Raw genomic sequence first — 1,498 nt, 5'->3', positions numbered from 1 at the left:
GCCCCTGGGAGGGGTACCGCGTCGCGGTCAACGGCACGCGCGGCCGGGTCGAGCGCGCACGGGGGGGGCGCCCCCCCCGGGGGGGGCGGGGCCGCTTCGGTCGGAGCAGAGCGTGCCGTGGTCAGAAGACGAGCGTCTGCTGCCACTCGATCAGGTCGGCGATCTTCGCGACGAGGGTCGCGTCCTGGAGTCCGTGCGCCTTCCCCTTGGCCTGCTGGAGGATCTTGATCGCGGCGGCGTGCTCGCCCGCGTCCGCGGCGGTCTCGGCCCGGTCGAGGTAGTCGCTGACGTCCGCGGAGAGCTTCTCCGCGCGGTTCGACCCCGTCGAGAGCGACGTCACGATGCCGTCGACCTCCTTGAAGGTGACGCAGTCACCACCGCCGCTCACCTTGCCGGCCGTCCACTCGATGCCGCCCGTGAGGTGCGCGAGGAAGAGCGGGTCCGAGTACGAGGAGTCGACGTGGCCGGCGCCCTCGTACCACGACCGCCCACCCTCGAAGTTCTGGCACCAGGCCAGCGGGTGGTCGCCCATGGCGTCGCGGCCCGGGTTGTACGTCGACTCGTCCAGCGTGATGAGCACGTGCACGTCCTCACGCGGGTTGCTCGTGAAGTTGTACCACTCGTCGAACCTCGTCCACTCCGCGGGGAGCATCTCGGTCGACGGGTGGCCAGGGCTCTCGACGCGCATCGTGGCCGTCTGCTGGGCCGGGTGGCTCTTGAAGCGGGCCGACCCGCCGCTGAGCTCGCTGTACCACGGCACAGCGTGCATGGTGTCGGTCGCGGCGTGCAGACCCACGTACCCGCCGCCGTCGCGGATGTAACCCTGGAGGGCCGCGAGCTCCGTGTCGTCCAGCAGACGCGGGCGGGCGGGGTCCTGGTCGTTGGTGCCGTCGACCGGCGAGGCGAAGATGATCGTCGCGTACTGCGCGAGGTCCTCGGCGCTCGTGAACGGCGTCGAGTCCATCGTGAGCTCGGGCTGGCCCGGCGAGCCGCTTCCCCACCAGCCGGCGGAGTCGTTCGGCGGGTCCCACACGTCGACCGTGAACCCGCGCTCCTCGCCGATGGCGATGACCGCCTCCGTCGTCTCGTCGATGTGCGAGTGGCGGAAGCCCAGAGTTTCTCCCACGACCAGGACCTTGTACTCGTCGTCGGCGGCGCTCGCCGGTACCGCGGCGACTCCGACCGCGAGCGCGCTCGCTGCAGCGGTGAGGCCCGTGGCCAGACGCCAGGCGTGATGCTTCATGGTGACTCCTCGTTGAGTGAACCGTTACGCCCCCCGGTCCGCCGGGCACCCAGGCGACCGGCGGCTCCGGGCGACCGTAACCCCGCGGGGCCTCAAAACGCAATACCGATAAACAAATGCGCGGGGCAATGGGTCGTGCTCGTCGGCGGTCGGTCGGCTGGTGCAACGCGTGACGTACGACGGGGGCCCCCCCGCCCCCGCGGGGGGGCGGGGGGGGTGGGTGGGGCGGCGGGGCGCCCCCCGCCGCGCGCGCGC

Annotated in this window: 1 protein-coding gene; it reads right to left on the bottom strand. The window is 72.2% G+C overall.

Annotated elements, in window-relative coordinates:
* Nucleotides 1-121 precede the first annotated feature (121 nt).
* Nucleotides 122-1,243, bottom strand: a complete 1,122-nt coding sequence (locus ACFWH7_RS20190) for a ThuA domain-containing protein (RefSeq protein ID WP_378219329.1) — start codon at nucleotides 1,241-1,243, stop codon at nucleotides 122-124.
* Nucleotides 1,244-1,498: the final 255 nt, after the last annotated feature.

The organism is Cellulosimicrobium cellulans (genome assembly GCF_042723955.1).
GTDB lineage: Bacteria > Actinomycetota > Actinomycetes > Actinomycetales > Cellulomonadaceae > Cellulosimicrobium > Cellulosimicrobium cellulans_H.
This window is presented reverse-complemented; position numbering and strand designations above follow the sequence as displayed.